A 25,554-nucleotide genomic window follows, 5' to 3' on the forward strand; every position below is an offset into this window, starting at 1 on the left:
TTATTCCCACCAGTTCTGAAAATGTTGATCTGATTTATTTAAATCTAAAATCTCTCCGATTTTCGGAGTGAGAATGTGCAGATTTTTCTCTTTTCCGAGTGTGGTTACTTTCTGCAACGGCTCATTCCAAGGATGTAACGCCAATGCAAATTTCCCGGAGTGAACCGGAATAATATTTTTCGCCTGAATATCAATACTTGCCTGAATTACATCTTCCGGTAAAGCATGGATGTATTTCCAGGCAGGATTGTATTGTCCGTTTTCCAGGATGGCGTAATCAAACGGACCGTATTTTTCGCCAATTGTTTTAAAATGATTGTCATAACCACTGTCGCCACCTAAAAACAGTTTTTTTGTTGGCGTTTCAAGAACATAAGAAGTCCATAATGTATTGTTTCTGTGGAATTTTCTTCCTGAAAAATGTCTTGCAGGAGTAAAAGTAATTTTGAAATTATTTTTTAAATCGACAACAGTTTCCCAATCTTCTTCAATCAACTGTTCTGGAGAATAGCCCCATTTTTCGAAATGTGCACCCACTCCTAAAGGCATAATAACCTTTCCTACTTTCTCGCGGATTGCTTTTACCGTCGGAAAATCTAAATGATCATAATGATCATGTGTGATAACGAGATAATCGATATTGGGAATATCTTTAGGCTTAAATAAATCTGCACCTTCAAAAGCTTTATTGAAAAACTTAAAAGGTGAACCAAAAGTGCTTAAAACAGGATCTATCAGAAAAGAAACACCATCGATTTTTATCAAATAAGAAGAGTGCCCCATCCAGATAAATACATCTTCATCCTCAGAAAGGTTTTTCAAATCGGTTTGTACATTCGGAATTGTATGTAAAGGTTTCAGTAAAGGATCTTTTTTGGAAAAGAAAAAATCAAACATTACTTTCGGCATGCTGTAACCTTCCGCAAAAGATGGTGTAAAACTCTGATTCTGAAATTGTTTGTTTTTATAATTCTTAGATTTCAGCATTCTTTCCAGGCGTTTACCTTTCGGCTCTGCTCCAAAAACATCCATCGATAATACTAAATATGTTACAATTGCAATAACCGCAATCAATATGATAAAATAAATCATTGTAAAAATTTCAAATTCAAATGTAAAAAACTTTCTAAGAGCATCTGATAATTTTGTAAAACATTTTTAAACATTAAGATCATTAAATATTTAAGATGTCTTAAGAATCAATAAATTGGTGTAAGCATACTTCTAAATCGGTCACTTTAGTGAATCTAAATAAATCTGAATTACTTTTGTGCTCAATCTTAATGGCAAAAAAAATCTCTCAAAATTGATACTCTTCCATCAATGACGCATGAAAATGAATTTTACTTTTTATTTCTGAATATATTTAAAAGTTTTTAAATTCGTTTGACTAAAAAAGTTCATATTTTGAAATATATATTATTCATAATCCTAATTTTGTCAGTTTTTTCATGCACTTCCGTGACAAAATATAACGAACAAAGATTAAGCTTGATTCCGCCTGAAAAACTTCGTGAAGATGTAGATTTTACGTACCTGAAACTTCAGGAAATGCACCCAAAGCTTAATTGGTATATTTCAAAAGAAGAACTTGATTTTAAATTTGACAGTTTAAAAACCACCATTACGAAACCTTTAACTCCGACTCAGTTTTACTTTAAATTGCAGCCGGTTATTGCGAAAATCCGTGAAGGACATCTCTCGTTGAGAATTCCAGCAAAAAGGTTTTCAAAAAAAGAAATTAGGGCGTTAAAAAACAAAAAAGGACTTTTTGGAAGATTTGAGTATCATGTGAAAGGAGATCACTTGTATTTTATAGAAAATAAAGATTCCATACAAAATATAAAACCGGGGACTGAACTGTTAAGCATTAATAATGTCCCTGTTTCAGATTATCTTAAAAAATATCGTGAATTAATCAGCAGTGACGGTTACAATAAGACTTTCTATCCTCATTATCTGAAAGATGTTTTCTTTAATTTTTTTGTTGCCGAGAAAGGAATTATGGACAGCGCAAAAATCGAAACGCTTTACAATAACGAAAGGCAGATTTTGACTTTAAACCGTGAGACCAAAGATAAAAAAGACCTTGAGAAAGACAAAGCCGAGAAAAAACGCAGTCCTGAAAAAAAGCTGAATGATTATGTGGTCTCTACAAGTTCTTACAACAGGAACTTTAAATTTCTCGACAAAGACAGTACAATTGCTTACATGAAAATTAAAAGTTTCTCAAGATCTTTTGCCGACAGGTTCTATAAAGAATCTTTTGCGAAAATAAAAAATGCAGAATCTTCATATCTCATCATTGATATTCGTGAAAACTACGGCGGTTCGCTTTATGAGATCAATCAATTGTACTCTTACTTAGCTCCCGAACCTTTTGTATTGATAAAACCTTCGCAACTGGCTTCAAGAGTTACCCCTTTGAAAACCAATTACTTCAAAACATCAAATCCGCTTCAATATGCCTACAAAAGTCTGACTTATCCCGGGTATTTTTTATATCAGGCTTTTAATGTTTATAAAGGAAAAGACGGAATTGCTTATTATAAAATGAAGGAAAACAAGTCGACGAAACCAAAAGATAATGCTTTCAAAGGAAAAGTGTATGTTTTAATTAATGGCGGAAGTTTCTCAGCATCATCGATTATTTCATCTAAATTAAAATTTGATCAGCGCGTCACCTTAGTTGGTGAAGAAACAGGTGGTGCAAATGACGGAACGGTTGCAGGATTTTATTCTTATCAGAAACTTCCGAATTCTAAAATCGATTTACCGATCGGATTACTTTTGGTACAGCCAAATATCACGTTTGAAAATAAGCAAAAAGGTGTTGTTCCTGATGTAGAAATTAACGAAAATATGCAGGATATTATCGATAAAAAAGATGTACAACTGGATTGGGTAAAAAATGATATTCAGAGACTGAAAGACAGTAAAGTTGAGAATTAAATTATTTCTGTTTTGAGAAAATTGCCGACATATTCTACTCAATAATTTCTTAAAGAAAAACGGTTTCGGCGGGCTGAAAGCCCGCCGAAACCGTTTAAACCTTATTTTTTAAGATCATTCAGAAGATTCTCAATCTGGTTAACATATTTGCCGTAAAAACCTTTATACCAATACTTTCCGAGCAAGAAAAGTCCGAAAAGACCAATTGCAAGTGTAGAAATAATCGTTGTTGCAATTTGAAAGTCACTCAAAGGAACACGATGCGGAATAAACTCAATCACAATAATCAGTTCACAAACCAAAAACGGGACAAATGAAAGCATAAAAGACAGATAATACTGTTCATTCAATTTAAACTGAAACATCAGATCCTGAAGAGATTCATATGTTTTCTGCATCGGATTACTGATGTCTCTGTACAATTTAAAAAACTTGCTGAAGAAAAACGAAACCACGATTACCATTGAAAACAGCAAGACCGTTAAATAAAATTTAAACTTAAACGGAGCTTCAGGAACCGGAACCCAGACTACCAGAAACCCGAAAATTAAAATTCCGACCGTTGACCAGAATTCCATTCTCATATTTTTTCTGATTTTTTCTAAAGGAAGGTTGATCTTGTTTGTATGTTCGGTGCTGATTTCCGGTGTTTCGTCTGAAACATCTTCACTCCATGCATTTTTTAGTTCATCTATATTCATAATGTTTGTTTTTAATTCTTTGCTGGAAGTTGGGAGATGGATGTTGGAAGTCTTCCAGCTTCAAACTTCCGGCTTCCAGCTTATTTATTACTTAAAATTTCTTTCAGTTTATTTTTTGCGCGGTTCATTTTCACTCTCACGTTTCCTTCAGAAATACCCATTTGTTCGGCAATTTCTCTTCCGGAAAAATCTTCGAGATAATAAAAGATGAATGCTTTATCGATTGGGCTCAGCTGATTGATCGCTGTATACATTTTGTTTAATTTCTCTTCTTTTTCATGATCGTATTCATCCTCTATAATTTTATAATTCGAAAAGTCTTCATTAGCAATAAAACTTCTTTTTTTCTCAGATTTCAAGAAAATAATTGAGGTATTCAGCGCAATTCTGTACAGCCAAGTCGAAAATTCACTCTCGCCTTTAAATTTCGGATAAGCCTTCCAAACCTGGTACGTAATCTCCTGGAAGAGATCATCCCGGTCGTCTTTATCGTCCATGTACATTTTAGAAATCTTAAAAATGATTCCCTTATGCTTTTCGATTTTGTTTATAAATTCCTGTTGTGAGGTCATTGTTTTTTCTTGTGCTCTGTAGAGTTAGTAACGCATCAAAATAATTGTTACAGTTTTTATTAAAAATTTCAAATAAATTTAAAACAAAGTACCACATCTTTATTTAAAATCATCTCATGGCTTAAAATTTGTGTTTTTCGTATCACACCAAAAAAATATAAATATGCCTTACATTAAAAAACAAGACGACAAAAGTTTTGAACTTTATTATGAAGATTTCGGTTCCGGACAGCCGATTATTCTTATTCACGGATGGCCTTTAAGCGGAAAATCATGGGAACTCCAGATTCCTGTTCTTTTAAATTTAGGATACCGAGTCATTTCTTATGACAGAAAAGGTTTCGGAAAATCTGCCCCGACTTTAGAAGGTTACGATTATGATGGTCTTGCAGCAGATCTGCATGAAATTATTACACAATTAGATCTAAAAAATGTGATTCTTTTCGGCTTTTCAATGGGCGGAGGCGAAGTTGTTCGTTATCTAACAAATTATGGCTCTGAAAATGTGGATAAAATAGCTTTAATATCTTCTATCATTCCTTTGGTAAAACAGAAAGATGACAATCCGCAAGGCGTTCCGCAGGAAGATCTTGACGGGATTATGGAGAATCTGAAAAAAGACAGGGTTACTTTTCTGGAAACATTCCACAAAAACTTTTACAATTATGGATTGCTTTCCCAGACAGTCAGCCAGAAGCAGCTCGATTATGATTGGAGCATTGCATCATGTGCTTCTCCTATAGCAACAATAAGATGTGCAGAAAGCTGGGCAAATACAGACTTCAGACCAGAACTTGGAAATGTGAAGGTAAAAACACTAATTGTACACGGAGACAATGATCAGATTGTACCTATAGAAACTTCTGCACAACAGGCTGCAAAAGGAATTGCAGACAATGATTTCGTAACAATAGAAGGCGGTCCGCATGGATTAAACATTACGCATGCTGAACACTTGAATCAAATTCTCACCAAATTTTTGACCAATAATTAAACTCTTTTTTTCAATATAATTCTGATTTTAATGATCAGAAAACCGCAGTAGGTTTTACTGCGGTTTTTTATTTTATGTCGAAATTATAATTACTAAAAAATATAATCCGTACTCAGAAAATTAGAATCGTGATCTCTTACAATCGTATTCAGCAACTCTTTGTTGGAATCTGTCACTTTCGCAGCAACCAAAGAACGAATTGAAAACGAACGAAGCGCATCAAATACAGAAAGTGTACCTTCCGCACTGTCTTTTCTTCCGGTAAACGGGAAAACATCCGGCCCTCTCTGAGCCTGACAATTAATATTTACACGGCTTACCAAATTCACAAAAGGATCAATTAATTTTGAAACTTCTTGAGCATCTTCACTGAAAATACTTACCTGCATCCCATGATCCGCATTAACCTGATAATCGATCGGCTCTTCAATATCATCAAAAGGAACCATCGGAATTACGGGACCAAACTGTTCTTCATGATACAACTTCATTTCACTGTTCACAGGATAAACAACCGCTGGAAAAACGAAAGATTCTTCAGTAAATCCACCATTTTCATTCAGAACTTTTGCACCTTTTGACAATGCATCATCAATGCATTCTTTTAAGTAAGGAGGTTTATTAACTTCCGGAAGCGGCGTAATTTTCACATCTTTTTCCCAAGGAAGTCCGGGTTTTAAAGCAGAAACTGCAGCCGTTAATTTTTGAGTAAATTCTTCTGCAACATCCTTTTGAACAAAAATAAGTTTCAAAGCAGTACATCTTTGTCCGTTGAAAGAAAGCGCTCCAAGAATAATTTCATTCACGGCAATATCAAGATTCGCATTCTTCGTAACAATGGCAGCATTTTTTGCATCAAGACTTAAAATTGCTCTTAAACGGTTCACTTTCGGATGTAATTTTTTTAAACCATTCGCAACTTTACTTGAACCGATAAATGCCAGAACATTTATTTTTCCGCTCTCCATAATCGGAGTAATAATTTCGGAACCTTTTCCGTATAAAGTATTCACCGTTCCTTTTGGGAAGGCTTCTTTAAATGCTTTTAATAAAGGATAATGTGCTAAAACACCGTGTTTTGGAAGTTTAAACAAAATCGTATTTCCCATAATCAAAGCAGGAATCAATGTTGTAAAAATTTCGTTTAAAGGATAATTAAACGGTCCCATGCTCAAAACCACACCAAGTGGGGCTCTTCTGATTTGCGCAATGGTTCCTTCTGCCTGTTGAAAACGCGAAGATTCTCTGTCTAAATCTTTCAGTGCGTCAATAGTCTGGTTGATGTAATCTACCGTTCTGTCGAATTCTTTTGTGGAATCTGCTAAAGTTTTTCCGATTTCCCACATCAGTAATTTGATAATTAAATCACGCTCTTTAATCATTAAGTACACAAATTTCTGCATACATTTGATTCTTCCTTCTACAGACATGGTCGGCCACTCTCCTAACCCATTGTCATAAGCTTTTACACAGGCATCAAGAACTTTCATTGCTTCTTGAGGACCGATATTCGGAATACTTCCCAACAGTTTTCTCTCTAAACCATTCTCTGTCTGAAGGCAAACCGGCGAGTAGATATTTTGAACCTCTCCTTCCCATTTTACCAATTCTCCATTAAGGAGATATTCTCTCTGATGGATTTCTGGAACTTTATATTCTTCTGGAATTTCGTTTTCGGATTTGAAAAGGTCAAGAAATGACCTATTATTGGCTAAGCTCATACATTAAAAATTTAATAGTTTGAAATTTGAAAGAATAAAGTTAGCCGTAAAAATCCGTTTATAAAAGAGGAAATTAATAGATTCGCTCTATTTAAAGGGTATTTGAATGAGAATTAACATTAGATAAATTTTAATTCATTTCAACAAAATCAAAAATTACTTCTTCTTTTTAAATTTCTTTTTTGTAGTTACTACAATAACACCGTTCAAAGCCTTTTGACCATATAATGCAGTTGCAGAATGATCTTTCAGGATATGTATATCTTTAATTGAATAAGGATCTGTTTTTTGTAAATCATTAAAATCAATTATTTTCCCATCTAAAACTATCAGCGGTTTTTCCTCATTTCTCAAAGTTGTTTGTGCCCCTCCGATCCTAATCTGTTTTTTATTTAAACTATCTTTTGGTGGATTTATATTTAGACCTCTCAAAATCGAAGGATCAACTTTTGAATCAATTTTTTGAGCTTTAATTAAACTTTCTTGTGGAATGATAGTAACTGATCCGACAAACTTTTTCTTATTTTGATATGTATCCGGAAATATCACTACATCACCAATCTCTTCTACCTTTAAAGTATCATTTGTTATATTTTGTGCCTGTACAGAAACTAAACCTCCAGTGGTAAGAATAAAACCCACCGCAAATTTTACAAAAACAGAATTGATAGAAGAATATTGCATATTTCTGTTCAGTTGAGATTCATTGAACTTGCCGCAGATTTCTTCAGTAGAATTAGAAAACACGTGGATTATTTCATTATCAGGAGCAATTGTAAAATCTCTCACTGTTTTTGAGCAAACCGAACAAAATCTTCCTTTTTCCTGGGGAGTCATTGTTTCCCAATTTTCATGACAAGGGTTTGGTATTGTAATTTTCATAGAGGCTTTTTTATTAAAGATGCTTTGTTTTATAAAAAGGTTGGAATGTTAATCAATAATCTTCCAAACTTGTTCATTGAGCCTCTTCAAAATCTTCATAATTTAATTTATATTTGAAATATTTAAAACTAAGCAAACTGAAAATATAATTCAATGAAAGAAGAAAACATCAGCAGACTGAATCATTTGTTTCATAACTTAAAGACAGAAGAGCAAAAGCTTAAGGAAAGTCTGGAGAAAAAGAGAAGTGAAGAAGATCTTTTCATTGAAGATTTCAGGATGCTATGCAAAAATATAATCGATCCTAAAATGCAGGAATTCCGAAGAATGCTGAGAGAAAACGGATTTGGCTGTAAGATTTCATTCAATGAAGAGGTTAAAAACGATTTAGGTATTCACTCTCAAACCCATATCAAATTACAAATCTCTCGAAATGTAGATTCTAATTTTTATGCGAATGATAAGTTTCCGCACATTATGTTTGTTGCTGATAAAAATTTAAAAAGAATCGGCATTCATCAGGACACGATTTTTCAGAACGGAACCGGTTTCGCAGCGATGAAAGAACAGACTTATACTTTTGAAACTCTGAACGAAGAAATTATTGAAAAAGAAATTTTGGAGTCGATTGAAAATATTTTGATAAATAAATAATGTGATATTTTTGTTAGAATTTTATTATCCATTAATCACTACCACCAAGACTGTTGAATTCTCTTGTTGAATAATGCAAGAAAAGTAAAATCAATAAATCTTCAACAGAATCATCTGCTTTTATATCTAAAATGGATTCTTTAGTCTCTTTCCTGATGTTTTCTACAATCTCAATGAGCAATTTTCCTTTTTCAAAAAGCTGATTGATCTTAGCTAATTTGAAATAATATATTCTTACACCCTGCCCTGATTTAATAATTCTGTCTTTTTCTAAATCAGTAAAATAAATAACACGGTTTGAAAGACTTAGCTCAACATCATTTTTAAGAAAACCAACATTTTTTATTTCGTAGGTGCGTGACAAATAATCTATAGAATGCCGTATCTTAAACCATGTACATTCATCAACAATTTTCCCAACTAATTTTTGACTATCATTAGTAAGAAGAATATCTTTTTTTAAGTAGTGAGCAGTATAATTTTTCAATTTTCTGTAGTTTACAAATTATTTCACCTTTTGATACTCCACATTAGAAACCAAAACAGAATCATTCAAAGCAGCTAAAAAAGCCAATAAATCTTCTTTTTCCTTTACATTAAAAACAATCGGTTCTTCCAGCTGTTTGGCTAAATTCGGATTTCTCTCAATTCCTTTTTCATAATGATCGAGAACATCGTACAATGTTTTGAATCTTCCGTCGTGCATATAAGGATAAGTGTATGCAAGATTTCTCAGACTCGGAATTTTAAACATCATTTTATCGGCTGGTTCAAAGGTTTTGTTCCATTTTCCGTAATCTTTTAATTCCGGATCATACGAAAGTCCGTTGTTGGCAAATTCATACGTTGAAAACAACGGTTCCTGATGACATGAACTGCAGTTTCGTTTGAATAATTGATACCCGTTTTTTTCAGATTGAGAAAACTTTGCTCTTTCCTGTTTCACTTTATCATATTTAGAATTCGTTGAAACAATCGTCAGTTGAAACTGTGAAAGTGCTTTCATCAGGCGTTCTGAAGTTGCCATACTATCGCCAAAGCTTTTGTAGAAAAGTTTTTTATATTCTGTGGATTTATTGAGTTTTCTTACGACCGTATTTATATCTTCACCCATTTCTGCCGGGTGATTAATCGGCGCTAAAGCCTGAACATCGATATTCACAACCGAACCATCCCACATAAATGTTTTTTGCCAAGCCAGATTGAAAATCGCCGGAGAATTTCTGTCGCCAATCCCATCTTCAATACCTTTGCTTAAATGGTTTCCGACGTGTGAAAAAGCCTGATTGGATAAATGGCACGACGAGCAGGAAATAGTATTGTCTCTCGATAAAACCGGATCATAAAACAATTTTCTGCCCAATTGAACCATTGATGATTTCAAAGGATTTTTCTTAAAATCATAAACCGGTTTCGGAAAATAAGACGGATAAATCAATGATAAATCCTGCAAACTGTATGAAAATATCAACAGCAAAAAACAAGTGGTAAAAAAGGGTTTTAGTATAGATTTAATCATTCAGAGATTGGTAATTTTCATCGGGATCTTGGAAGTTTTGGAGGATACGGACAATATTTATTTCGTTATTTTCAACTCTATAGATTATTGTATTATGCTTTGTTAAAAGATATTTTCTAAAATCAGTATTATGATACTTTTCAAATTGAACATTTGCCGTTTCTAAAATATCAATCGCATCAATTAATTTTTGGTAAAAATTATCTGCTACTTCTTCGTTCCATTTATTTAATAAATATTCTTCAATTCTTATTAAATCTAACTTTGCTTTCGAAGAAATTCTAACCTTTCGCATCTTTTAAAGTTTTTAATCTCTCTCTGCGCTCAGCCACAAATTCATAAAAATCTGTAGTATTACCATTCTTAATATCTATTTCAGCTTGTTTCAAAGACTCCAAAATTTCTTCCTGAGTTTCGTTTCTCCACCGAGGTTCAATTGTTTTTGAAATCACCAAAAGTTCTTCCGGAGTAAATCTTTTCTCTTTTAATTTTTTAAAGAATGTGGGTTTCTTAATTCCTGATTTCTCAATAATATAAGACATTTTGAAGGGTGAATTTTTCAGAATTTCATCAATATTATTTTGAATCTCAATATATTTTTCTATTTCAGCTATCATAATTTTATAAATTTTAGTATCATTTTATGAGACAAATATAATAAAAATATTCAATCAATATAATTTAAGCTAATAATTTTTAGCGTTAGACTCGCAAAGTTTAGTTAAATGATTGAGAATATTTTTTCGTCCGTAAAGGCGTTTCACTCAGTAATGATTGACCAAAGCCTTAGCTGAACAAAGTGCCTTTGCGAACGAAAAAACATGAAGGTTTTAAATAAAAATCCTCGCGAACGTTGCGTTAGAAAATACTACAAATGAAAATACCTCGGATCAGGATATTGAAATTCGAAATTCAGCTCTTCTATTAATCTTTTAGGAGAAATCGTCCTTCCCTGATTTGTCCTTTCTCCTGAATACGGTAAATCTTTCTGCGCATTAATCACTTCCTCTTTGTTTGGATGAATCGGAGCGACAACATTATATACTTTATATTCAGAATGATTGTCAAGCATTTTTTCAACAACCGAACAAATATCTGCATAATGAATATGATTCACCAGTTGATCCAGTTGAGAAATATTGTAGTTTTTTAAAAGTCTCTGATCGCCCATTAATCCTCCTAATCTCAAGATATTGGTTTGAGGAAATTTCTCTAAAATAAAATTTTCACTTTCCACATCTTTTGCAGGAGCATCATCTTCTGTGAAATCTTTTTCGGTTTGTGGATAAACGCCTGTTGAACTCGTGTAAAATAATTGTCCTTTATAATCTCCAAGAAAGTTTAGCAGATTTTGACGCTTTTCAGTCATCGAAATTTGCGCTCCTCTGATTCCGGAGAAAGGAACACTTACCATAATAGCATCCAATTCTGATGCAACTTCCCACTCTTTCATTCCGGTATCAATTTCATCGGGAAAGTTTACTAAATCGGTATGGAAATTTTTAGATTTTAAACCTTCAATTTTTGATTCTGTCGTTGTTGTTGCAAATATTTCGTATTGGTTTGATAATCGTTCTGCGATATGTGTTCCGAGCCAGCCGCAACCGATGATTCCTAGTTTTTTCATACTTTAATATTATCTATTGAACTGTTAATGAATTATTAAAAACAGCAAATCTTATGAATTCAAAAGTTTTTTGCCAATTTTCTTCAAATAGATTAAATTTTAATAAAATTTTTCCATTTTCTAATTTTTCCGTAATCATTGGGTTTAGTAAGAACTCTGATTTATTACCAAAAAAAATATTCTTTCCTACATTTAAATGGGAGTATTTTTTTAAAAAATCCTGCCCATTTTTATTTAACAAGATAGTGATGAAAATAAATGTTCCATCAGAATTTATATTATTCTCTGGTCCAAAATCAAAGCTAACAATAGAATTTATAAGATTCTTTTCTAATTCGGTAGTGTTTTTTACAAAAAATAATTTAGAAAAAACATCATATTCTTCCCCGTCGTTTAAAAGAAAACTTATCTTATTTGAGTCAAAACATTTTGAATGCTTATAAGAATCTCCAAATAGATTTGCATCGTCTTTATAAATAAGTAAATAATTTTTCTGTTTTTTTAAATAATTATTTTTAACCAACGAATCATTTTCTTTCATAAAACAATTCTGTATTTTTTCTAATTCAATGTTTTCAATCTCATTATGAAATGTCAATCGGTTATTACCAAATAAATCTTGAGCTTTTTCAAAGTTTGCTTTGTCCGAGAAATCTATTGAAAATCGATTATAATCTGTTGAAACAATTTTGAAATTAGTAATCCCAAAATTCTTAAAGGCTTCTTCCAAAAATTCTGTACCAAAATTTGCTTTCACGGCACTCTCAAAGATCTTAATAAGATCTCCATTTTTTATTTCAGCATTTAAAGAATCATATTCTATTCGTTCAGCTTTAGTAAATTCTTTGTTGTAGATAACATTAATGTTTGCTCTTAAAGTAGCATCTAAAATATCTATATAATTTCTACTTTTATCAAATGTAGATACGGAATCACTTTCTTTGAATACTTTTAATACAAACTCATTTGTTGTCTTACTCGTGATAAAGTTTGAAAGAAAATATTTTTCTTCAAACTTTAGTTTCAAAGTATAATTTGTTTGGGAAAAACAAAAATTAAAGATAAGAATGAAGATAATTCCCAGTTTTTTCATTTAAAATACTTAATTATTAAATTATGATGATTATTTATGATTTCAAAAGTATTAATTAATTTTTATACAGTTTATAATTTCAAAGAAATATAGTATTTCTAGACAACCTTTTAGTAATTCCAGAGTCTTATGAGTAAGAGAAATAACAAATATTTTAAGTATTTTTCATTTCCTTTTAAACCCTAAAATTCTGAATTATGAAAAAAGTATATCCCTTTTTAGCGTTTTTACTGAGCTGTCCCCTATTTTTCGCACAAAAAGAAAAGGTGGCTTTCTATTTTGGAGCAGAATTACAACCAACCATTTATAAGCACCAACCTGCAATACATGTTAACGGGAGATCGTACATCAATGACCGTATTTCATTGGGTGGAGCATTAAGCTTTACCAGTAAAAAATACAATGAAAATTTCGGTTATGCCGCAGACAGAACCCGATCCAATCATATTATTCTTAATTTTCTGGCGCAAAATGATTTTATCAATACCAAAAAAGTTGTTTTCAGTACCTATCTTTCTACAGGTTTGTACTTTTTCAGTCTCGTCAATCCGGATGAAAAAACTACCGAAATTACCCACAATGAAGTCGATGGAGTGTGGTATGAAAATGAATATGAAGTTTCTAAAAAACTCAGCCGCAGCATTTTCTACAATATGCAGGGCGGACTGGATTTTTCCGTAAAATTAGCCACGATTACAGATGAGGAAATCGGTATTTATCTTACCTCAAGAGCCGGCTATCAGTTCGTTTTCGGGAACGGTGATTTTATTAATGGAAACCAGTTTACCAAACCTGTTTTTTCTTTGGGTGTGACTTTGAAGGGGAATAAATAATTTTCTTACACATGCTTTATATATTATTTCTCATGCATTGTTATCAACATAGTATTTGAAAATTACTTGGCAAGATTCGCACTTAGATCCTTTCAGGATGACAAAGAGTGTATTTATCTTCTTGCACAAAATAATAGAATATTCAAAAACTTCCACACACAGTTTGTCATCCCGTAAGGATCTCAACGTAGTATTAAAAAAGTAGCATGTAAAGATTCACTCATAAGTACTTCATTTCATTCTCGCAATGGCAATTAAAGTTCCAGTTGAAACAAATCATTCAAAAAATCCATATTGGGATTTTGAATTCTTATCAGCTCTAATTTCTTAATCCGAGATAAATTTTTATTTCTTTTTCCCGTTCAATTGCTTGCTGAATCCACCCAAATTTTTCATAGTAAACTAAGAATTCGACATTGTATTTTGCGGTAAATGAATTAGGATTTGACTTTGTCTTATGTTGGTGTAACCTTTTATGCAAATTATTTGTAACACCCGTATAGAGAACAGTTTTGTTTTTATTAGTAAGAATATAAACGTAAAAAGTATATATTCCTTCTGTAAATTCAATCATTGTGTGTTTATTTTAAGTAAAACAAATATATCTAATTTGTAATAAATACTTAGCATGAAAAGATTCGTGTTCAGATCCTTAAAAGATAACAAACGTTATCCTTTTTTTTGCTAAACTCAAAAGTCAATATTCACAAACATACTTCTGCGCACACTTTGTCATCCCGCAGGGATCTCTATATAGCATTAGAGAATTGCTTGGAAAGATTCGTGCTTAGATTCTTTCAAAATGACAAACAGTGTGGTTATGTTTTCTCCGAACAAAGGCAACTTCTACACCCAATTCTGCGCACACTGTGTCATCCCGTAGGGATCCCAACATAGTATTAGAGAATTACTTGGAAATATTCGAGTTTAGATCCTTGCAGGATGACAAACTAAGTGCCCTATTTTTTCTAAACAAAAAACTCAGCTTTCCTCTGAGTTTTTCTACTATTTATTCTGTTTTTTTCTTCTACTACTTTTGAACCTCCGAATTTTTCGCTGCTTTTACCAGCTCGTTGGTATCGGTGTAGAGCAGTTCCCAATCCGGAACTTCTTTCATGACCGTTAACAGATTGAGATAAGCTTTCAGATTTTTCTCCAGATCTTTTCGAATAGCAGATGCACTCGTCATTTGTCTAAGGTCAGCATTGGCTTCTGCCTGATCTGCAAAAATCACTTCAAAATCTTCATGCTTTGTTTTCATTTCGTTAAAAGCAGGAGTAAGAGAAAGAACTGCTATTTTCTGCAGATTATCCGGGGTTTCCAGTTCTTCAATCAGCTTTTTCATCTGAGCGGTTTGTGATGAATAATTTAAACGGTCAAGATTCAGTCCGTACGTTTTGAATACGCCGTACAAATCTTCTGCCGACTGATAATTGGGTGCTGTAGAAAGTTTTCGGTAACCGTTGAGAAAGGCTTTGAGATTGGTGTAAGCCACATCCCTTTCGTGGTCTGCCGTGGCAACATCTTTTCCTTTTCCGCTGTAGATTTGTTTGGTATACACCTGATCATATTCGGTGTAGGAAGTCTGCAAAGTCACGGTAAGTGGATGATTGGAAATCACAGGATATTTTCCTGACTGAATGTTTGAAATAATTCTCTGAGCCAAAGTCGCAAGGTCTTTAGTGCTCAGTCTCACTAATGAAATTTCATCGTTTAATGTGTTTGTTTGTTAAAAATGTATTAATTACTCAAAACAAATATAAATAATTCTGCATTTAGTTTAAAACATTTTGTGGGAAATAAAATACAGTTGCATGAAGTTCCCCGCAACTTGCTGGAGACTTCCTGCAATTGCAGGAGATTATAAACAGGGTTGTTTTAAAGGAAATGCGGATGCAGGAGGTTTGTTTTAATTGTGGTTGTAAGGTCTTGTGGATGCGGATGGTTTTGATTAGGGGAGTATTAAAATATTTATATCTTTTAAGAATTAAATAAAAATTCTTTGATGAATAAATAGAGTTAATTATATTTACAAAGAGGTATATAATACAGAGGTTTTTATGAATAGATATAATTCAACTGAAAGATTGGGAGTTAATGAAACTGAAAAAATTGTTATAAAAAATCTTGGATGGATATTTCGTGAACAGCCAATTGTAGATGTTGGATTAGATGCCATTATAGAGCAGGTTGAAAATGGAGAACCAACAGGAAAATTTATAGCTGTTCAAATTAAAAGTGGCTCTGGTAATTTTTATAGAACAGAAAAAGGATTATCTCATTATGTTACTAATATTCATTATAATTATTGGCTAGACCTTTGTATTCCCATTATTCTTATAGCTCATATTCCAGAAGAAGGTAAAACTTATTGGCAAGAAATTACAGAAAGTAATTTAAAAAAAAATAAAAAAAGATGGAAAATTGAGATTCCATTTAAGCAAGAGTTTAATGAGAAATCTATAAATAAGCTTATAAAAATTGTTTCTGATAAAAATGATCAAAAATTTGATATATATCGTGGTAGAGTAGATTCTGGCGAATTTGAAGATATAATTGAGGATTTAGCGACTATTAATGACGCAACTGTTTGTATTAATAATATTACAGCACTTATGAATCAACAGACTGAAGATACAAATAATAAAACTAAAAGGTTTCAATTGCTAAATGAAGATAAACCTCTAAATTACATGAATGAGGTTTCAAAGATTTATAAGGCTCTATCTAAAGATATGAATTTAACAGCAAAGAGAACTGAAACTGAAGTTGAGTTATTTTCGCAATTATATTCAATAGGGTTCAGTGCTTTTGAAAAATTATTAATAAATCTAAGTATATTCAATTTAAAATTAAAAGATATTGCCGGAGGGGATATTAATGCTATAAAAAATGTTCCTAATCAAATTGATTATGCATTGACACAATTTATATATTTAAGAGAAACTGTAAAAGAAGTCCCAGCAAATAATCAGGTCGCATTCAAAGAAGCTAAAAAACAATATATTGAAGTTTTAGATTTATTAATATTTGAAATGGAAGGTGCTAGTGAAATGACAAAAAGAATTTTTGAAAAGTTATAAGTTTATAATAAAAGAAAAAACCTGCTTCATAGCAGGTTTTTTTGTATCTAAAAGTTTTTAAAACAACGCTAATTCAATATAACTTTGTACTGTAAGAAAAAATATTTTTTTCCATGAAGCCAACAATTTTTTCCTCTGTAAAAAAGGCATTTTTTTGATCATTCATAGAAAGATAAAATTCTATTTTTCTTTTATACTCATCACTTCCAATGAAATTTTTAAATTGCGTTTTCTCAAGTTCTTCAAATTCTTCTTCATTACAATATAAAACTTGAGATAGCGAGCCGTTTGAAATCTCTAGAATAATTCTGATTGTATTATCCTCATCTAAAATTATAATATCATTTAACCAATCAATTCTTCCATCTTCATATTTAGAATAGAACTTTTGTAGTGTTTGTTCTATTTTACCTTGTTCATCATCATTATGTAAGAAGATTTCATTAAGACAAAAAAAATTATTTCTTATAATAAATTGTGCAGAATACCCTCTCCAATTACGAGAAGATTCTGCTCTGTATTTTTCAATATCTAAATGTTTTAATAAATCTAAATCAGATAAATTAGCATTAATTGAATAGCGCTTTCCTTTAAAAATTAAAGAATCTTTAGATTGAACAGTCATTTTTAGAAAAGACTCTCATCCACAAAATTCGGCAACGTCACCTTCAAATTCGGTTCAGCTTCCATCGCTCTTTTAATCGCGAAAACGGCGCCTTCATTTCTTGCCCAGCTTCGTCGGGAAATTCCATTGTTCACATCCCAGAAAAGCATCGATTTTAATCTTCTGTCGGCATCATCGCTTCCATCGAGCAACATCCCAAAACCTCCATTAATCACTTCGCCCCAGCCAACGCCACCGCCGTTGTGAATAGAAACCCAGGTCGCCCCACGGAAACTGTCGCCAATCACATTATGGATCGCCATATCTGCCGTAAATCTCGAGCCGTCATAAATATTGGAAGTCTCTCTGTACGGCGAATCCGTCCCCGAAACATCGTGATGGTCTCTTCCCAAAACCACTGCTCCGATTTCACCGTTTTTGATTGCTTTATTAAAGGCTTCAGCGATTTTCATTCTTCCTTCCGCATCGGCGTACAGAATTCTCGCCTGTGAACCGACTACTAATTTATTTTCCTGCGCCCCTTTAATCCACTGAATGTTATCTTTCATCTGCTGTTGGATTTCTTCAGGAGAATTTTTAATCATTTCCTCTAAAACCTGGCAGGCAATTTCGTCTGTTTTCTGCAAATCTTCCGGCTTTCCGCTCGTACAAACCCAACGGAACGGCCCGAAACCATAATCAAAACACATCGGCCCCATAATATCCTGAACGTAAGATGGGTATTTGAACTCTCTTCCCAAAGTCGGATTTTCTGCCATTACATCGGCTCCGGCTCTGGAAGCTTCGAGTAAAAAGGCATTTCCGTAATCGAAGAAATACGTTCCTTTTACTGTATGTTTGTTGATTGCCGCTGCGTGTCTTCTTAAGGTTTCCTGAACTTTTTCTTTGAATAATTCAGGGTTTTCTGCCATCATTTTATTAGACTCCTCAAAACTTTGTCCGACCGGATAATAACCTCCCGCCCAAGGATTGTGAAGCGAAGTCTGGTCTGAACCGATATCGATTCTTAAATTTTCTTTATCAAATTTCTCCCAAACCTCAACGATATTTCCCAAATAAGCCAGAGAAACCGTTTCCTGATTTTCCTGAGCTTTTCTGACTCTTGCCACCAATTCATCAAGGTTTTCGTGGATTTCATTCACCCACTTCTGGTCGTAACGAATTTTGGTAATCTTTGGATTGACTTCTGCAATTACCGTAACACAGCCCGCAATATTTCCTGCTTTCGGCTGAGCTCCCGACATTCCGCCCAAACCAGAAGTGACGAATAATCCGCCTTTTGGTTCTTTATTAATTTTTCTGAAAGCATTCAAAACCGTAATCGTCGTTCCGTGTACAATCCCCTGTGGACCGATGTACATATATGATCCGGCAGTCATTTGTCCGTATTGAGTAACGCCTAACGCATTAAATTTTTCCCAATCATCCGGTTTGGAATAATTCGGAATCATCATTCCGTTCGTCACGACAACTCTCGGAGCATCTTTGTGCGAAGGAAATAATCCCATCGGATGACCGGAATACATCGTCAATGTTTGTTCGTCTGTCATTTCAGACAGATATTTCATCGTCAGAAGATATTGCGCCCAGTTGCTGAACACCGCACCATTTCCTCCATAAGTAATCAGTTCATGTGGATGTTGCGCCACAGCATAATCCAGATTGTTTTGGATCATCAGCATAATGGCTTTTGCCTGCTCCGATTTTCCAGGGTATTCTGCAATGTCTCTTGCTTTCATCTCGTAATCCGGACGGAAACGGTACATGTAAATTCTTCCGTATTTTTCTAATTCTTCTTTAAATTCCGGCAACAATTCCGCATGGAATTTGGGTTCGAAATAACGTAAGGCGTTTTTCAGAGCGAGTTTTTTCTCTTCATCCGTTAAGATTTCTTTACGTTTCGGCGCATGATTGATGTTTTGTTCGTATGGTTTTGGCTGCGGTAATTCGCTTGGAATTCCCTGCTGTATCTGTTCCTTGAAAGTCATTATCTCGTTGATGGTTTTTTGTTGATCGTCGTTGGATTTTTGTGGTTTTAAAGATATTCAAATTAGAAAATCCCTGCAAATAAAGAAAGAAAATATACAGAGTAATGGAAATTCCCCTCCTTTGGAGGGGTGGCGAAAATTCAAAGAATTTTTGACGGGGTGGTTTAAAAAGTGTCTTAAAATGATTTCTATATGTTGATTACATTATCTAACCACCCCGTCTTAATTTTCTTTGAAAATTAATCCACCCCCTCCATAGGAGAGGAATTCAGAATCCATAATTATTGATGATAAATTCTTCGAGCTCTTTTATTACAACAGACAAATTATTTTTCACATCAAAATCTGTTATTCTGAAAATTTTCAAACCTAAAGATTCTAAATAGTCTTGTCTTATCTCATCATAAATTTCTTTAGTATCATGACTCCAACCATCAATCTCAATAACTAAACCTAAATTTTTGACATAAAAATCTACAATATAATTTCCGATGATTCTTTGGCGGTCAAAATCTATTTTATGAAATGTTCTTGCACGAACTTTTTTCCAGAAAAGAACTTCGCTCAAAATTCCAGCTTTTCTTTTTCCAGACAAGAGTTTCTTTAAGTTAGGATTGTACGGTAGGTTTTCAACATAATTTTTTTGGATTTTAATTCCGTTGATTTCTGCAAAGATTTCATTCATCCCTTTTGTGTTTATGAAAAGATAGGGATATTTTTAATTGTGTGAAATATGGAGAGAATTCCTTTTTTAACCACCCCGTCTTAATTTTCTTTGAAAATTAATCCACCCCTCCAGAGGAGGGGAATTCTTACAACGCAAAAAGTTTTATACAAATAAAAAAAGCTGCCTTTTTAAGACAGCTTATGTTATGCATTTAACAGAATTTTAATTATTATTTTTCACCAAGATCCACCCTGTAAACGTTCTTCCGTCCGGAAGTGTGATGACGTACCAGTAACTTGAGGTTGGAATCGGTCTTCCGGAAATTGTTCCGTCCCACACAATCTGAGTATTGGTATTCTGTTCGAAAATAAGGTATTGATAACGGTCAAATACTTTTACATTTGTCATTCTGGTTCCGAAAACGTGAAGGTTTCTGACAATCCATTTATCGTTCTTTCCGTCACCGTTTGGAGTGATTGTATTTTTAATATCTAAAATTACTCCATCCTGTTTTACGATACATTTGCCTTCAACATATTTTACATAGAAAGTGATTATTCCTGTTGGTAAATTAAGGAAAACATTAGATTCCTGCCAGTTTACCCCATCAATGGAATAAACGATCGGCTGTGAACCTGTCGCAGTTATCGTGTAAGCATTCCCGTTTGCCACCATATTCTGAATAACCGGGACATCATAATGTTTCGCTTCAAACGTAGTTGTATAAGAACATCCGTTGCTCGATGTTGCCGTTACGGTGTATGTTCCTACCATTCCGACGCCGCTAATTGTATCTGTATTCGAAACGACCTGTCCCGCAGGATTTGTCCAAACATAACTTATAATTGTATGGTCTTTTACCACTAAGGTATAGGTAAATGTCGCATCCGGACAAAAATATTGCGTCGGAATCGTAAAAATTGGCACCTGCTTCAGCGTGATTTTTATGGTGGCTATTTCAGAACAAAATCCGGGAACGCTTACTTTAACATAAACAATATCTGATCCCAAATTCTGATTAAAAGGATAACTGGAAGCATTTGTAATGGCATTTGTTCCTGCATTCAGGTCAGCTAAAGAAGCATAGTAGGTAAAAGTTGCATTACTTCCTGAGTAAATCTGTGGTTGGAATTGGGTAAGATTCACATTTTCAATTCCGTCATTTAAAGTATCACAAACATTATTCAACAAAAACGGACCGGAATTTTGAAGCACCACTTTGGTTCCGATCACAAAATTAATACTTGCAATATCGTCACAACCAGAAATATTCATCACCTTAACCCAAATCTGCTGTGGAAAAGGATTTGCTGTAAAAATTTGCGGATTGGTAATGGCATTGGTTCCGTTCTGAGCATCGGTTTGAGTCAGATAAAATGTGAAAGTATTAATCGTATTGGGAATATCCACATAAAGATTGGTATAATTCATCAGATTAACCTCATAAATTCCGTCAAGATTATCGTCACAAACCGTAATACTGGAGTTGATCGCTTTTGGTGGGAAATAGGTATTCAGCTGAATGGGTGCAACTGAAAAACAACCCGTTGTTTGTGATTGAAATCTTGCCCAAACCTGAACGGTTGAAACATTCGTCACAATACTGTTCCCGATCTGAGTAGAAGGATTACCGACATTCGCTTCTGCAGCAGTATAATAATATGAGATATTCATATCAGAAAGCGGATAGGTGTTCTGAGAAGCCGAAAACATCTGCGGAACTGCATCATTCAGCTGGAAAGTTTCACTCAGATTAAAATCTTCGTCACAGGTATTCAAAACTGCGTTGGTTAAAACTACTGTCGGTAAAAAAGTCATTTGAATATTCAGCTGAGATGCAGAAAAACATTCATTATTATTAAATTTCACCTTTACATAAACCGTTGCATTTCCTGTAACCGGAAAAGTATCGGGGTTGGTTATTTCATTCCAGAAAGTGTGATCCGTAGCATTGTAATTTTGATAATAGGTGAAGCTCACGCCCGATGTTCCGGAATAAATCTGCGATTGGGCAGAAAGAAGATTATAAACCTCTACTCCATCATTATTGTTATCACAAATATTGATGAGCGAAATATTTACCAACGGATTTACAGATGGTGTTGATACCAGACTGATGTTAAACGGATAAATTTGTGTACAGTTGTAAGAAGTAATTTTCACAAAAAGCTGCTTCGTTCCTACAACATCTGTACTGGTTACAGGATTTGTTCCGTTCTGAGCATCAAACTGAGTAAGATAGAATGTTGTTGCTGCATTCTGGTTTCCGATAATTGCAGATGAAAACTGTGCTAAAGAAACGGTTTCCGTATTGTCATTGTTAAAATCGCATACCGTAAAATTTGAAGTGACGATTACAGGATGAACCAGATTTACATTGATGGCTCTAATCGTGTAGCAAGTGGCACTCTGCTCAAATCTCACATAAAAAGTTTTGGTTACAAGATTTCCGTTTTCAGTAATGGTTTGCGTTGCAGAAATCGTATTTACATCCAAAGTGGCATCATCAAAATTAGCATAAAACTTTGTAAAAGGAACTGTTGGTGGTGAAATAAGCATATTTGCAGACAACGTATTCAGATTCACCGTTATATCATCAGTTCCGTTGAAGCAGATATACTCATTTTTAACGTTGGCTATAATTTTTGTGAACGTAATATTTAAATTTACCGGAACCAATGTAAAACATCCGCCCGGAATCTCCACTCTTACAAAAACAGTATAAATTCCTTCTTTAATTGTTTGAATGGTTGTACCTGAATCATTATAGGCTTCTGCAAAAGTCTCATAAACAGTAAATGTTGCTCCGGATTGTGTACTAATCAGCGGGCCGATATTTAATGTAAAATCAAATATTTCCTGATTATCCGCATTGATATCACACATTGTGTAGGAAAAATTAACAGGTGAATTGGCATTAACACCCATCTGAAAAGTAAAAGTAACAGGTCCTAAAACATACGTACACGTTCCGTCCTGAATTCTAACCCAGAGATTGGTATTGGCCGTAATATCAGCTGTAGTGACAGCGTTCGTATTGTTTTGTGCATTTGACTGGCTCAAATAATAAGAAGCTGATGTTGTTCCTGAAGGTAAAAGCAGTTCATTGAAAAGACTCAGATTATAATTCTGCTCAATTCCGTCATTATTGGTATCGCAAAGTAAAAGAGAATTGGTGAGAAGGTTTTTCGTAAGGAAATTTAAAGTAAGCACCGCTACCCTGAAACATCCCGGAACATTCGGATTCTGGATTCTTACATACATGACGGTATTTGCAGTTAATGAATAATTGTTTGAAATACTATTCTGATTATTCTGAGCATCAATCAAAGAATTATGGAAGGAAAAATTGAAATTAGCCGGATTTTGCGAAGTCAGATTGGTTTTAAAATCAGTCAAATTAAGCTGAACGGGTGTATTTCCGCAAAAATCCTGAGCATAATTTCTTGCGATGGGATATGAAGGATCAAAGTCAAGCGTAAAATCATCAGTGAATGTAAGATTACTGTTTCCGCAGACATTAAAATTGACATTTGCCGTATAAACTTCGTTCTGAGTCGGGCATAAAACCGTCTGAATACCTGTTCCTACAGTCTGTCCTGCAGAATTTGTCCAGGTTACGGTTGGCTGAATAACATTTCCGGTTGGGGTAAAAACCCATGACTCCTGCAATGCCTGCCAGTTTCCTGTATTTCTGGATGCCGGAGAATATCCCACAGTTCCGTCATTATTGATTATTCCGATCAAAGCATTTTCAAACTTTCTTGTAGGGCAGGGTGTCAGTTTTTTATCTACAAAAACCTCAATAATATTGGTGGTTTCGTGAAGAACGATTTGTGAAGAAGAGCGATCGGTACAACCTGCTACCCTTCCGTCATAAAAACTTACCACAAATTTTCTGTACGGTGCTGTTCCTATGACAGAATAATAAATTTCGGAACTGTCGCCTGATGAAAAAACCATGTCGTGATATACTCCGAAAATGGAATTTTTCGGCAGATTCGTATTCGGATTTTGCCATGCAACATTTGGATAATTGATGTTTCCCTGCTGATTCAGATCAAAGCTGACCATCCCGTTTGAACCAATGACCAAAGATTCAAAATACTGATTAAAAAAACAAAACTTGAAAGGAAGATCTATTTTTGAAGTGAAAACATCATCAAAATTGGCATTGAGAGACGTCCCCTGATTCAACAGAACGGGAGGATTATAAGTACCCTGTGTAATCTGATAATTGGTAGCCTGTCTTATAACAGGATACTCTACATGAAGAGTAATACAACCATTGGCATCAAGATCGTTGGTACAAGTCACATTAAAATTTTCATTACCTGAAGAATCTTTAATGGTAACACTTACCGGAACCTGAGAAAAGACATAAAAACTGATAAACAGCAAAAAAAACTGTAAATATTTCGTCATTGATTTGGTGTAAAAAATTATTATTTATAATAAATCGATTACCGATAATTATTTTACAAAATTAACACTTTTTAACTATAAAATATATAAGCATAAATATTTATTTATAATTTATTAAAAATCAATTAATACAAAACTATACATCATTCTTTTACAGCTCTTTCATAATAGATCATTATGTAAAAATTCCTCTAAACAGTTTATTAATTAATAATAATTTCATTCCCAAAATAAAAAAAGTGGAAATTTTTCAATTTCCACCTCTGTAATTTCTATATTTTTTTACTAATCTTTATCTGCAAACATAGAATTGGCAAGTGATGTAATTATAGAAAGCAAAATACTGAAAATAAATGCCCACCAAAATCCATCAACGGTCATGCTGTCGATAAAATAATCAGCAATCAGGATAATGATCGCATTAATGACCAAAGCAAAAAAGCCTAAAGTAATAATTGTAAGAGGCAAACCAAAAAGACTCAACACAGGTTTTACAATAAGGTTTAAAAGTCCTAAAACAATAGCAAAAATAACTGCTGTAGAAAAGCCTTCGAAATGCACGCCCGGTAAAATTTTAGTCAGCAGAAAAGCGACTATTGCAGTGATCAGCAAACGGATAATTAAGTTCATAGTGTGTAATTTTTATGTTATGGATTCTTGAGCAACAAAACTTATTCCAATCCAATTTAAACATTGATGAATACTAAGTTTGTAAGATTTTATTACTTTATTCTCATCATCGTTACCAACGAAGTCGCTACGTGACTTTCCGAATTATGATTTTCATTAACTGTATAAATTTCGGTGCGAATCACAGAAATTTTTGCACCGCCTTTCACCACATAAGATTTTGAAACCAAAGCATCTCCGATTGCGGGTCTTAAATAATTTACTTTCAGCTCTACTGTTATCACATAACAATCTTCTTCATAATGACTCACTGCTGCGTAACCTGAAGAAACATCTACCAAAGAAGCAATCATCGCTCCGTTGAACATACCCGCTTTTCTCGTCATCAGTTCCATTTTTGGAATTTTAATAGAAACGAAATCGGTTTCAACTTCCAATAATTCGGCTTTGTAGAACTTTAAAGTTTCGGAACGGCTGAAACTGTCGGTGATAAGTTTTGTTTTTTCGGGAGACATAGGTTTAGGTTTAGGTTTAGGTTTAGCAAATTTCTTTAAATAAATTTACATTTCAACAAAAATTCTTTTCGCT

Annotated in this window: 23 protein-coding genes and 1 pseudogene; 5 read left to right on the forward strand and 19 right to left on the reverse strand. The window is 33.6% G+C overall.

What is annotated here, in order from left to right:
* Positions 1-1,092: an MBL fold metallo-hydrolase gene (locus BA768_RS12815; RefSeq protein WP_065721069.1), complete on the reverse strand. Its 1,092-nt coding sequence runs from the start codon at positions 1,090-1,092 to the stop codon at positions 1-3.
* Between the two features lie 369 nt (positions 1,093-1,461).
* Here BA768_RS12815 and BA768_RS12820 point away from each other — a divergent pair, with 369 nt between their 5' ends.
* Positions 1,462-2,952, forward strand: a complete 1,491-nt coding sequence (locus BA768_RS12820; protein WP_228388418.1) for a S41 family peptidase — start codon at positions 1,462-1,464, stop codon at positions 2,950-2,952.
* Between the two features lie 101 nt (positions 2,953-3,053).
* On the opposite strand, the gene BA768_RS12825 is transcribed toward BA768_RS12820, so the two are convergent.
* Positions 3,054-3,653, reverse strand: coding sequence for a hypothetical protein (locus BA768_RS12825; protein WP_065721070.1), 600 nt, complete (start codon positions 3,651-3,653; stop codon positions 3,054-3,056).
* 80 nt (positions 3,654-3,733) lie between these two features.
* Entirely contained in the window at positions 3,734-4,225 is a 492-nt protein-coding gene (locus tag BA768_RS12830) for an RNA polymerase sigma factor (protein WP_065721071.1), read from the reverse strand.
* A 163-nt stretch (positions 4,226-4,388) separates the two neighbouring features.
* On the opposite strand from BA768_RS12830, the gene BA768_RS12835 reads away from it, so the two are divergent.
* Positions 4,389-5,219 (forward strand): alpha/beta fold hydrolase, encoded by an 831-nt coding sequence (locus tag BA768_RS12835; protein ID WP_065721072.1) that lies wholly within the window; start codon positions 4,389-4,391, stop codon positions 5,217-5,219.
* Between the two features lie 92 nt (positions 5,220-5,311).
* Here the strand turns inward: BA768_RS12835 and BA768_RS12840 are convergent, their stop codons facing one another.
* Together BA768_RS12840 and BA768_RS12845 are read right to left on the reverse strand one after the other, a co-directional pair.
* Positions 5,312-6,940 carry an NADP-dependent glyceraldehyde-3-phosphate dehydrogenase gene (locus BA768_RS12840; RefSeq protein ID WP_065721073.1) on the reverse strand — a complete coding sequence of 543 codons (1,629 nt, stop codon included), beginning with the start codon at positions 6,938-6,940 and terminating at the stop codon, positions 5,312-5,314.
* A gap of 156 nt (positions 6,941-7,096) precedes the next feature.
* Positions 7,097-7,822 carry a TonB-dependent receptor plug domain-containing protein gene (locus BA768_RS12845; RefSeq protein WP_065721074.1) on the reverse strand — a complete coding sequence of 242 codons (726 nt, stop codon included), beginning with the start codon at positions 7,820-7,822 and terminating at the stop codon, positions 7,097-7,099.
* A 153-nt stretch (positions 7,823-7,975) separates the two neighbouring features.
* On the opposite strand from BA768_RS12845, the gene BA768_RS12850 reads away from it, so the two are divergent.
* Complete coding sequence (locus tag BA768_RS12850; protein WP_065721075.1) at positions 7,976-8,476, forward strand: hypothetical protein; 501 nt, start codon at positions 7,976-7,978, stop codon at positions 8,474-8,476.
* 31 nt (positions 8,477-8,507) lie between these two features.
* On the opposite strand, the gene BA768_RS12855 is transcribed toward BA768_RS12850, so the two are convergent.
* The 6 genes from BA768_RS12855 to BA768_RS12880 form a co-directional block, all read right to left on the reverse strand.
* The gene (locus BA768_RS12855; RefSeq protein ID WP_065721076.1) at positions 8,508-8,963 is read right to left on the reverse strand and encodes a hypothetical protein; all 456 of its coding nucleotides are present in this window, start codon (positions 8,961-8,963) and stop codon (positions 8,508-8,510) included.
* 18 nt (positions 8,964-8,981) lie between these two features.
* The gene (locus BA768_RS12860; RefSeq protein WP_065721077.1) at positions 8,982-9,995 is read right to left on the reverse strand and encodes a cytochrome-c peroxidase; all 1,014 of its coding nucleotides are present in this window, start codon (positions 9,993-9,995) and stop codon (positions 8,982-8,984) included.
* On the reverse strand, positions 9,988-10,290 hold the full coding sequence (locus BA768_RS12865; protein ID WP_034678499.1) for a type II toxin-antitoxin system RelE/ParE family toxin: 303 nt from the start codon (positions 10,288-10,290) through the stop codon (positions 9,988-9,990). The genes BA768_RS12860 and BA768_RS12865 overlap by 8 nt, the downstream gene beginning before the upstream one ends.
* Positions 10,277-10,612, reverse strand: coding sequence for a hypothetical protein (locus BA768_RS12870; protein ID WP_034678500.1), 336 nt, complete (start codon positions 10,610-10,612; stop codon positions 10,277-10,279). Before BA768_RS12870 ends, BA768_RS12865 begins: the two co-directional genes overlap by 14 nt.
* Before the next feature lie 251 nt (positions 10,613-10,863).
* On the reverse strand, positions 10,864-11,622 hold the full coding sequence (locus BA768_RS12875; protein ID WP_065721078.1) for a hypothetical protein: 759 nt from the start codon (positions 11,620-11,622) through the stop codon (positions 10,864-10,866).
* Positions 11,623-11,635: 13 nt separating this feature from the next.
* Positions 11,636-12,715, reverse strand: coding sequence for a hypothetical protein (locus BA768_RS12880; RefSeq protein ID WP_065721079.1), 1,080 nt, complete (start codon positions 12,713-12,715; stop codon positions 11,636-11,638).
* A 197-nt stretch (positions 12,716-12,912) separates the two neighbouring features.
* Here BA768_RS12880 and BA768_RS12885 point away from each other — a divergent pair, with 197 nt between their 5' ends.
* Positions 12,913-13,548, forward strand: coding sequence for a hypothetical protein (locus tag BA768_RS12885; RefSeq protein ID WP_065721080.1), 636 nt, complete (start codon positions 12,913-12,915; stop codon positions 13,546-13,548).
* Positions 13,549-13,802: 254 nt separating this feature from the next.
* On the opposite strand, the pseudogene BA768_RS12890 reads toward BA768_RS12885, so the two are convergent.
* Positions 13,803-14,122 (reverse strand): annotated as a pseudogene (locus BA768_RS12890) (GIY-YIG nuclease family protein).
* Positions 14,123-14,578: 456 nt separating this feature from the next.
* Complete coding sequence (locus tag BA768_RS12895) at positions 14,579-15,244, reverse strand: DUF6261 family protein (RefSeq protein WP_228388420.1); 666 nt, start codon at positions 15,242-15,244, stop codon at positions 14,579-14,581.
* Between the two features lie 364 nt (positions 15,245-15,608).
* Here BA768_RS12895 and BA768_RS12900 point away from each other — a divergent pair, with 364 nt between their 5' ends.
* Positions 15,609-16,631: a DUF4365 domain-containing protein gene (locus BA768_RS12900; protein WP_065721082.1), complete on the forward strand. Its 1,023-nt coding sequence runs from the start codon at positions 15,609-15,611 to the stop codon at positions 16,629-16,631.
* 73 nt (positions 16,632-16,704) lie between these two features.
* On the opposite strand, the gene BA768_RS12905 is transcribed toward BA768_RS12900, so the two are convergent.
* The 6 genes from BA768_RS12905 to BA768_RS12930 all read right to left on the reverse strand — a co-directional run bounded on the left by BA768_RS12905 (position 16,705) and on the right by BA768_RS12930 (position 25,481).
* Positions 16,705-17,256, reverse strand: coding sequence for a hypothetical protein (locus tag BA768_RS12905; protein ID WP_065721083.1), 552 nt, complete (start codon positions 17,254-17,256; stop codon positions 16,705-16,707).
* A 2-nt stretch (positions 17,257-17,258) separates the two neighbouring features.
* The gene (locus tag BA768_RS12910) at positions 17,259-19,244 is read right to left on the reverse strand and encodes a urocanate hydratase (RefSeq protein ID WP_065721084.1); all 1,986 of its coding nucleotides are present in this window, start codon (positions 19,242-19,244) and stop codon (positions 17,259-17,261) included.
* 268 nt (positions 19,245-19,512) lie between these two features.
* Positions 19,513-19,929: an endonuclease domain-containing protein gene (locus tag BA768_RS12915; RefSeq protein ID WP_065721085.1), complete on the reverse strand. Its 417-nt coding sequence runs from the start codon at positions 19,927-19,929 to the stop codon at positions 19,513-19,515.
* A gap of 204 nt (positions 19,930-20,133) precedes the next feature.
* Positions 20,134-24,336 (reverse strand): T9SS type B sorting domain-containing protein, encoded by a 4,203-nt coding sequence (locus BA768_RS12920; protein ID WP_065721086.1) that lies wholly within the window; start codon positions 24,334-24,336, stop codon positions 20,134-20,136.
* 285 nt (positions 24,337-24,621) lie between these two features.
* Positions 24,622-24,966: a phage holin family protein gene (locus BA768_RS12925; protein WP_034678528.1), complete on the reverse strand. Its 345-nt coding sequence runs from the start codon at positions 24,964-24,966 to the stop codon at positions 24,622-24,624.
* Positions 24,967-25,058: 92 nt separating this feature from the next.
* Positions 25,059-25,481, reverse strand: a complete 423-nt coding sequence (locus BA768_RS12930; protein ID WP_065721087.1) for a PaaI family thioesterase — start codon at positions 25,479-25,481, stop codon at positions 25,059-25,061.
* Between the last annotated feature and the right edge of the window lie 73 nt (positions 25,482-25,554).

The organism is Chryseobacterium sp. CBo1, assembly GCF_001693475.1.
Lineage (GTDB): Bacteria > Bacteroidota > Bacteroidia > Flavobacteriales > Weeksellaceae > Chryseobacterium > Chryseobacterium formosense.